The organism is Dactylosporangium sp. NPDC051485, assembly GCF_040682015.1.
Lineage (GTDB): Bacteria > Actinomycetota > Actinomycetes > Mycobacteriales > Micromonosporaceae > Dactylosporangium.
The window spans coordinates 21,655-30,426 of record NZ_JBFAZW010000124.1 but is presented as its reverse complement, the minus strand read 5'-3'; the positions used below and the strand labels follow the sequence as shown (position 1 = coordinate 30,426).

The window sequence follows — 8,772 nt, the reverse complement described above, 5'->3', positions numbered from 1 at the left end:
AGCCACTCGCGGCGGGCCGACGGGGCACCGGAGCTGGCCGGGGACCTCTACAGCCGAGCCGACCCTCGTCGCGCCCGGCGCCACCGGGCGACCGGCGGGGCTGCCGGGCGAGGTGAGCGTGGAGCTGCCGCCCGCGGCGGCCGCCCTGGCCCGCGCCCGCGGCATCACCCCGAACACGCTCGTCCAGGCGCTCTGGGCCGTCCTGCTGGGCCGGCTCACCGGCCGCGGCGACGTCGTCTTCGGGGCGACCGTGGCCGGGCGCCCGCCGGAGCTGGCCGGCGCCGCGGACATGATCGGGCTGTTCATCAACACCGTGCCCGTGCGGGCCCGCCTGGTGCCGGGGGAGAGCTGGGCCGCGTTCCTCGCCCGGCTGCAGGCCGAGCAGGCCGGCCTGATCGAGCACCAGCACCTGGGGCTGGCCGCCATCCAGCGCCTGGCCGGCGTGGGCGAGCTGTTCGACACGCTGGTCGTCTTCGAGAGCTACCCGGTCGACGCCGAGCGGCTCGACGACAGCCAGCGGGCCGCGGGGCTCAAGCTGGCCGGGGCCGGTGCCCGCGACGCCACTCACTACCCGCTCACCCTGGTGGCGGCGCAGGACGACGGGCTGCACCTGACGCTGGAGTACCGCACCGACGCCTTCGACGAGGCCACCGCCCGGCTGCTGCTCGACCGGCTGGTCGCCCTGGCCGCCGGGGTCGCCGCCGACCCCGATCGGGCCGTGGACCGGGCCGACGCGCTCACCGCGGACGAGCGGCGGCGCATCCTGCGCGACTGGAACGACGGGGCGCTGCCGGTCACCCCGGCCACCCTGCCGGGGCTGGTCGCCGGGTGGGCCGCGCGCACCCCGGACGCGACCGCGCTGGTCGTCGGGGCGCGCCGCTGGACCTATGCGCAGCTGGTCGCCGAGGCCGACGAGCTGGCCGGCGTCCTGGCCGCGGCCGGGGCCCGGCCGGGGGAGCTGGTCGCGCTGCTGCTGCCGCGGGGCGAGCACATCGTGCCGGCCATCCTGGGCGCGCTGGGCTCGGGCGCGGCGTACCTGCCGATCGACCCCGAGTACCCGCCGGCCCGCATCGCCGCGATGCTCGAGGACGCGCGGCCGGTCGTCACCCTCGCCGTGCGCTGCACGGCGGACCTGCTTCCCGCCGGCGCCGCGCGACTGGTCCTGGACGGCGAGCTGCCGCAGCACCGGGGCGCGAGGGCCGCGATCACGCCGGACCATCCGGCGTACGTCATCTACACCTCCGGCTCCACCGGCCGGCCGAAGGGCGTGCTCGTGCCGCACCGCACCGTCGTCAACCTCTTCCACAGCCACCGCGACCGGATCCTCGGCCCCGCCGCCGAGCGCCTCGGCCGGCCGCTGCGCGTCGCGCACAACTGGTCGTTCGCGTTCGACGCCTCGTGGCAGCCGCTGCTCGCCCTGCTCGGCGGCGACGAGCTGCACCTGGTCACCGACGAGCCCCGACGGGATCCGCGGCTGCTGGCCGAGCTGCTGCGCCAGCACCGGATCGACATGATCGAGGTGGCGCCGTCGCACCTGGAGCAGCTGCTCGCGGCCGGGTTCGACGCGGCCGGGCTGGCCGTGCTCGGCGTCGGCGGGGAGGCCGTGCCCGATCCACTGTGGACGGCCATGGCGAACCTGCCCGGCACCGAGGCGTACAACTTCTACGGTCCGACCGAGTGCACGGTGGACTCGGTCGTGCAGCGGGTCAAGGAGGTGCCGCGGGCCCTGATCGGGCGCCCGGTCGCCAACACCGCGCTCTACGTCCTCGACGACCGGCTGCGGCCCGTGCCGCCCGGGGTGGCCGGCGAGCTGTACATCGGCGGCGCCCAGCTGGCCCTGGGCTACCTGCGCCGGCCCGGGCTCACCGCGGCCCGGTTCGTCGCCGACCCGTTCGGCGGCGAGCCCGGCGCCCGGCTGTACCGCACCGGCGACGTCGTGCGCTGGACCGCCGACGGGCGGATCGACTACCTCGGCCGCGCCGACGACCAGGTGAAGATCCGCGGGCACCGGGTCGAGCCCGGCGAGGTGGCCGTCGCGCTGGCGGAGCACCCGCAGGTCGCGCAGGCCGTCGTGGTCGCCGACGGCGGCCGGCTCATCGCCTACGTGGTCGGCGCGGCCGAGCCCGCGGCGCTGCGGTCCTGGGCGGGACAGCGGCTGCCGGGGTACCTCGTGCCGGCCGCCGTCGTCGCGGTCGGCGCGATCCCGTTGACCGTCAACGGCAAGCTCGACCGGGCCGCGCTGCCCCGCCCCGTCTTCGCCGCGGCCGGCCGCCCGCCGCGGGGCCCGGCCGAGGAGCGCCTCGCCGGGCTGTTCGCGGCCGCGCTGGGCCTCGAGGAGGTCGGCGCCGAGGAGCGCTTCTTCGACCTCGGCGGCGACAGCATCGCGGCCATGCGCCTGGTGAGCCTGGCCCGCGCGGCCGGGCTCGACCTGAGCCTGCGCGACCTCGTCGACCTCGGCACCGTCGCGGCCCTCGCGGAGGTGGCGGCATGAGGCCGGTCGCAGGGGTCGGGTCGAGCCTGGTCGGCGTCCGCGCCCTGGCGGAGGTGGCGGCATGAGGCCCGCCGCGCTGCTCGGGTGGGCGCTGCGGCGCTCCGGACCGGGGGTCGCCGCGTCGTGGGTGGGCGGCCTGGGGTACCAGGGCGGCCTGATCCTGCTGCCGTGGTGCCTCGGCCGGGCGCTCGACGAGGGCATCACCGGCGGCGACCGGCGCGCCCTGCTCTGGTGGGCCGGCGCCACCCTGGCCGTCTCCGTGGCGCTCACCGGCGCCGAGTTCGCGATGCGCTGGTGGGCGACGCTCGCCGGGGTCCGCACCGGCAACGCGCTGCTGGAGCGGCTGGCCGGGCGGGTGCTGGGCTGGGACGCGCGCGCCGCGCACCGGTTCTCCGCCGGCGACCTCGTCACCCGGGGGACCCGCGACGTGGAGACCCTCATCGTCTGGCTCTCGACGGTGCCCTCGCTGGCCAGCGGCGTGCTCGGGCTCGTCACCGTGCTCGTGGTGGTCGCCACGCTGGAGCCGGTGCTGGCGGTCGTCGGTCTTGGCACGGTACCGCTGCTGCTCGCCGTCAACCTGTGGTACCCCGGCCGGTACGAGCGGGCCAACTCGGCCCTGTCCGCCGCGCACAGCGCCCGGGCCGACGCCGTCGAGGACCTGCTGTCGGCGAGCACCGCGGTGCGCGGTCTCGGCGGCGAGGCCGTGCTGGTCCGCCGGCACCACGCCGCCAGCCGGACCGTGCGGGACCGGACGCTCGCGCTGGCCCGCATCGCGGCCTCGTGGGCCGCCCACGCGCCGTTCGTGCCCTGGCTGGCCACGGCGGTCGGGCTCGCCGCCGGGGGCCTGGCGGTGCTGGACGGGCGGTTCTCGGTCGGTGGGCTGGTCGCCTTCGCCGGCTGGATGACCCTGCTGGGCCGCCAGGTCATGATGCTCACCTTCCGGTTCAACCAGCTCGGCGACGCCTGGACCGCGGCCGGCCGCATCGGCTCCGTCCTGGCGGCCGAGCCCGAGCTGTCCGGCGGAGGCCGGGGGTTCGACCACACCGGCAATGTCCGAATCGTCGGCGCCGTGGTCGAGCGCGGGGAACGCGCGCCGATCAAGCTGCCGGACCTCGACGTCAAGCCGGGCGAGTTCGTGGCGATCACCGGCCCGGTGGGCAGCGGGAAGTCGACGCTGCTGCGGCTCCTCGCCCGGCTGGAGGACCCCGGCGAGGGACACGTCAGCTACTCGGGAACGGACCTTCGCGAGGCCCGCATCGAGGACGTCCGAAGCGCCATCACGCTGGTCGGCCAGCGACCCCTGCTGCTGTCCGGGACCATCGAGGACAACCTGCGCCTGGGCCGCGACCACATCACCGCCGGGCAGTTGCGCGCGGCGTGCCGTACCGCCGCGATCCTCGAATTCGTCGAGGGCCTCCCCGACGGCTTCGCCACCGAGGTCGGCGAGCGCGGCAATACCGTCTCCGGCGGCCAGCTCCAGCGCCTCGCCCTCGCGCGGGGGCTGCTGCGGGGCGCCCAGGTCCTGCTGCTCGACGACGTGACGTCCGCCGTCGACGCGCGGACCGAGCAGCGCATCCTCGCGGGCCTGCGCGAGCTGGGCGTGACGGTCGTCTTCGCCACCTCGCGCCCCGCGGTGGCCGAGCACGCCGATCGAGTGGAGGAACTGGTGGGCAATGCCTGACGTGCGGATGCTCGCCGAGGAGCCGGACCTGCGCCGGGTGCTGGGCCGCGCCTGGCCGCACCTGCGCCCCCACCGCAAGGCGGTCGCGGCCGGCGTCGCGGTCAACCTGTTGTCCACGCTGGCCCTCACGCTGGTGCCGGTGCTCATCGGGCGGGCCGTGGACCGGCTGCTCGAGCGCGACCGCGACGGGCTGCTCGCCATCGCCGCCGCCGTGCTGGTCCTGGTCGTCGCCCGGATGCTGCTGCTGCGCCGGTCCGAGGTGCTGCTGACCCGGGCCGGCGAGCGGGTCGTGCACGGCCTGCGCGACCTGGTCGTGGAGCGGCTCGGCGGCACGCCGCTGCGGTTCCTGGAGGCCCACCGCGGCGGCGACCTCCTGCGCCGCGCCACGGTGGAGATCGCCGAGCTGGCCACGTTCGTGCGCAGCCAGCTGCCCGACGTCATCTCGCTCGGCGGCTACCTGGTCTTCACCGCGGTCGTGCTGCTCACCTCGTCGTGGCAGCTGTCCGCGCTGCTGCTCGTCGTGTTCGCCCCGCCGATGTGGCTCATCACGCGGGCGTTCCGGCGGGCCGCCGAGCGGGCCTACCCGGCCGAGGCGGCCGCGCAGGCGACCCTCGCGGCCACCTTCGCCGAGAGCCTGCAGGCCCGCGAGCAGCTGCAGATCGACGGGGCGACCGGCACCTGGCTGGCCCGGCTGCGCGGCGACGCCGTCGGCTACCAGCGCACCGCCCGTGCCGCCCAGCGGGCCGCGACCTGGATCGACGCGACCTGGGTCGTGCAGGGCCTGACCACCGCCGCGCTGCTGGCCGGCGGCGGCCTGCTGGCCGGATCCGGCGTGGTCAGCGTCGGCGTGGTGGTCACCTTCGTGCTGGCCAGCCGCGACCTGTTCAGCTCGGTCGACGACTTCACCCTCGTCGTCGGCGAGATGCTGCAGTCCCGGGTCGGCCTGGCCCGCCTGCTGGACCTGCTCGACGCCACCGAGGCGCCGGCGAGCGCTCCCGCGGCACGCACCCGCGGAACCGGCCTCGTCGCGAAGGGTCTCACGTACGCGTACCGCGACGGCGAACCCGTCCTGCACGAGGTCGACCTGGCCTTCGGGCCGGGGGAGCACGCCGGGCTCGTCGGGGAGACCGGGTCGGGCAAGACCACGCTGGCCAAGCTGCTGTGCGGCCTCTACCGGCCCGACGCCGGCACCGTCCGCCTCGACGGCGAGGACCTCGCCGCCCTCGACCCGGCCGAGCTGCGCCGCCGCCTGGTCCTCATCCCCCAGCAGGTGCACGTCATCGCCGGCACCCTGGCCGACAACCTGGCCCTCGCGCCGGGCGAGCCGACCACGGCCGACTTCGCCACCGCGGCCGCGCGGCTGGGCCTCGACGGCTGGGTGGCCGGCCTGCCCGGCGGGTTCGACGCGGACCTGGGCCGGCGCGGGGAGCGGTTCTCCGCCGGGGAGCGGCAGCTGGTCGGGCTCATCCGGGCCGCGATGATCGACCCGGACGTGCTCATCCTCGACGAGGCCACCGCCGACCTGGACCCGGCCACCGCGCACCGCATCGAGGCCGCCCTGGCCCGGCTGCGCCGCGACCGCACGGTGCTGGTGATCGCCCACCGGCCCAGCACCATCGAGCGGCTGCCCCGGGTCGTGCGGCTGGACGCCGGCCGGGTCGTGGCCGACGGGACCGGCGAGCCGCTGGAGCCGGCGTGGCGGTGATCGAGGTGAACGGGGTGCGGCTGCAGTACCAGGACCAGGGCGACGGCCCGGCGGTGCTGCTGCTCGCCGGCAGCGGGGCCCGCGGCCGCACGTGGCACCTGCACCAGGTGCCGGCGCTGGTCGCCGCCGGGTTCCGGGTCGTCACGTTCGACGCGCGCGGGGTGCCGCCCAGCGACACGCCACCGCTGGTCACGTTCGACGACCTCGTGGCCGACGCCGCCGCGATCGTCGAGCGGCTCGGCCTCGCGCCGTGCCGCCTCGCCGGGTCGTCGATGGGCGCGCGGGTCGCGGCCGAGCTGTGCCTGCGCCGGCCCGAGCTGGTCGACCGGGCCGTGCTCATGGCCACCTTCGGGCGGCAGGGCGCGTTCCAATGGGCGATCGGCGCGGCCGCGGCCCGCGAGGCCGAGGTGCCGGGGGAGTACCTCGCGGTGGTCCGGGCCGCCCTCAACCTCTCGCCGCGCACGCTCGCCGACGACCGCGCGGCCCAGGACTGGCTCGACGTGTTCGCCGTGCCGCTGCCGGGAACGAGCGCCGGTTCCCCGAGCCGGACCGAGTTCGACGCGCAGTCCGATCGGCTGGGGGAGTACACCCGCATCGGTCTTCCCTGCCTCGTCCTCGGCTTCGCCGACGACCTCGTCGCGCCGGCCCCCGGCGCCCGCGCGGTCGCCGCGGCCATCCCGGGCGCCCGCTACGCCGAGATCCCCGACGCCGGCCACTACGGATACCTGGAGCAACCAGGCCCGGTGAACGCCCGAATGATCGCCTTTTTCAACCAGGAGGACCCCGCATGACCCTCGTTTGGCACGAGCTCACCCCACGGCTGCTCGAGGTGCGCCAGGTCCGCACGCTGACCCCGGGCATGGTCCGGGTGACGCTCGGCGGCGAGCAGCTCGACGGCTTCTGCCACGCCGCACCCGACGACCACGTCAAGGTGTTCTTCCCCGAGCCCGGGGCCGGCCTGCCGGTCATGCCGACGCTCGGCGAGGACGGCCTGGAGCCGCCGCCGCCCGGCGCGCCGCTGCCGATCTACCGCGACTACACGGTGCGCTACCTGCGCCCCGAGCGGCGCGAGCTGGACATCGACTTCGCCCTGCACGGGCACGGCCCGGGCGCGATGTGGGCCGCCCAGGCGGCGCCGGGGCAGCGCGTGGGCATCCTCGGGCCGCGGGGGTCCAACCTCGTGCCGTTCACCTTCGACTGGTACCTCCTGGGCGCCGACGAGACCGCCCTGCCCGCGCTCGGCGCGTGGCTGGAGCGGCTGCCGGAGCGGGCCCGGGTGCACGCCTTCGTGGAGGTCGACGGGCCCAAGGAGGAGCAGCCGCTGGCCACCCGGGCCGACGCGGCCGTGCGCTGGCTGCACCGCGATCGCGGCGAGACCCTCACGGAGGCGGTGCTCGCCCACCCGATCCCGCCGGGCGAGGGCTACGTCTGGATCGCGGGCGAGGCCACCGGGCTCAAGCCGATCCGCCGTCACCTGCGCGGGCTGGGGCTCAACCGCGAGTGGCTGGAGATCGACGGGTACTGGCGCCGCGGCGTGGTCAACCTCGACCACCACGACGACGACCATGAGTAGCCCGCTGCCGAGCCTCGCGCCGCACGCGCTGCTGGTCTTCCTCCTGCAGCTGTCGCTGCTGCTGCTCCTCGCCCTCGCGCTGGGCCGCCTCGCGGTGCGCCTCGGCCTGCCGGCGCTGGTCGGGGAGCTGCTCACCGGCGTGCTGCTCGGCCCGTCGCTGCTCGGCGCGCTCGCCCCCGGGTCCGTGGCCTGGCTGCTGCCCGCCGACGCGAACCAGCTGCACCTCGTCGACGCGGTGGGCCAGGTCGGCGTGCTCCTGCTCGTCGGGGTCACCGGCGCCCAGGTCGACCTGGCCATGCTGCGCCGCCGCGGGGCGACCGGGGTGCGGGTGAGCCTGGCCGGGCTGCTGCTGCCGCTCGCGCTCGGCGTCGCCGCCGGGTTCGTCGTGCCCGGCGTGCTCATCCCCGGCGGCACCCACCGCTGGGTCTTCGCGCTGTTCCTCGGCGTCGCGATGTGCGTGACCGCCATCCCGGTCATCGCCAAGACCCTGGCCGACATGGGCCTGCTGCACCGCGACATCGGGCAGCTCACCCTGGCCGCGGGCGCGGTCGACGACGCCGTCGGGTGGCTGCTGCTGTCGGTGGTCGCGGCCGCCGCCACCACCGGCGTGCACGCCGGGTCGGTCGGGCTCTCCGTGGTGTACCTCCTGAGCTTCCTCGCCGCCGCCCTGCTGCTCGGCCGCCCGCTCGTGCGGTGGGCGCTGCGGGCGGCCGGGCGGGCCGGCGACGGCGGGCCGCGGGTCACCACCGCCGTGGTGGTCATCCTGCTCGGCGCGGCGGCCACCCACGCGATGGGCATGGAGGCCCTCCTCGGCGCGTTCGTCGCCGGGATCCTCGTCGGCCAGGCCCGCGGCGGGCCCGAGGACGCTGCCCATCCACTGTGGACCGACCTGACGCCGCTGCGCACGGTCACGCTGTCCGTGCTCGCCCCGGTGTTCCTGGCCACCGCCGGGCTGCGGATGGACCTGACGGCGCTGGCCGACTGGCGGGTCCTCGTCGCCGCCGTGGCGCTGCTGGCCATCGCGATCCTGGGCAAGTTCGCCGGGGCGTACCTCGGGGCCCGGGGCAGCCGCCTGTCGCACTGGGAGGCGATCGCGCTCGGCGCCGGGATGAACGCCCGCGGCGTGGTCGAGGTCGTGGTGGCCACCACCGGGCTGCGCCTCGGCGTGCTCAACGTGGCCACGTACACGGTCATCGTCCTCATCGCGGTGGTCACGTCGGTGATGGGGCCGCCGATCCTGCGCCGGGCGATGGCCCGGGTCGACGTGACCCCGGCCGAGCACGAGCGCAAGCGGGCCCTCGCGCCGACTGGAATTTAGGTTA

Annotated in this window: 6 protein-coding genes; all 6 read left to right on the top strand. The window is 76.5% G+C overall.

Annotated features, from left to right (window positions below):
* Window positions 1-2,491, top strand: a 2,491-nt coding sequence (locus AB0M46_RS43705; RefSeq protein ID WP_363346144.1) for an amino acid adenylation domain-containing protein, incomplete at its 5' end; no start/stop codon positions are given.
* Between the two features lie 61 nt (window positions 2,492-2,552).
* The gene (locus AB0M46_RS43700) at window positions 2,553-4,172 is read left to right on the top strand and encodes an ABC transporter ATP-binding protein (RefSeq protein WP_363346142.1); all 1,620 of its coding nucleotides are present in this window, start codon (window positions 2,553-2,555) and stop codon (window positions 4,170-4,172) included.
* Window positions 4,165-5,877: an ABC transporter ATP-binding protein gene (locus AB0M46_RS43695; RefSeq protein WP_363346140.1), complete on the top strand. Its 1,713-nt coding sequence runs from the start codon at window positions 4,165-4,167 to the stop codon at window positions 5,875-5,877. Before AB0M46_RS43700 ends, AB0M46_RS43695 begins: the two co-directional genes overlap by 8 nt.
* Complete coding sequence (locus AB0M46_RS43690) at window positions 5,868-6,668, top strand: alpha/beta hydrolase (RefSeq protein ID WP_363346138.1); 801 nt, start codon at window positions 5,868-5,870, stop codon at window positions 6,666-6,668. Before AB0M46_RS43695 ends, AB0M46_RS43690 begins: the two co-directional genes overlap by 10 nt.
* Window positions 6,665-7,450, top strand: coding sequence for a siderophore-interacting protein (locus tag AB0M46_RS43685; protein ID WP_363346136.1), 786 nt, complete (start codon window positions 6,665-6,667; stop codon window positions 7,448-7,450). Before AB0M46_RS43690 ends, AB0M46_RS43685 begins: the two co-directional genes overlap by 4 nt.
* Complete coding sequence (locus AB0M46_RS43680; protein ID WP_363346134.1) at window positions 7,443-8,768, top strand: cation:proton antiporter; 1,326 nt, start codon at window positions 7,443-7,445, stop codon at window positions 8,766-8,768. Before AB0M46_RS43685 ends, AB0M46_RS43680 begins: the two co-directional genes overlap by 8 nt.
* Window positions 8,769-8,772 lie beyond the last annotated feature (4 nt).

Bases quoted from the DNA above. Each gene is read 5' to 3' on its own strand.
- AB0M46_RS43685 (WP_363346136.1), top strand. From the start codon at position 6,665: ATGACCCTCGTTTGGCACGAGCTCACCCCACGGCTGCTCGAGGTGCGC.
- AB0M46_RS43700 (WP_363346142.1), top strand. From the start codon at position 2,553: ATGAGGCCCGCCGCGCTGCTCGGGTGGGCGCTGCGGCGCTCCGGACCG.
- AB0M46_RS43680 (WP_363346134.1), top strand. From the start codon at position 7,443: ATGAGTAGCCCGCTGCCGAGCCTCGCGCCGCACGCGCTGCTGGTCTTC.
- AB0M46_RS43695 (WP_363346140.1), top strand. From the start codon at position 4,165: ATGCCTGACGTGCGGATGCTCGCCGAGGAGCCGGACCTGCGCCGGGTG.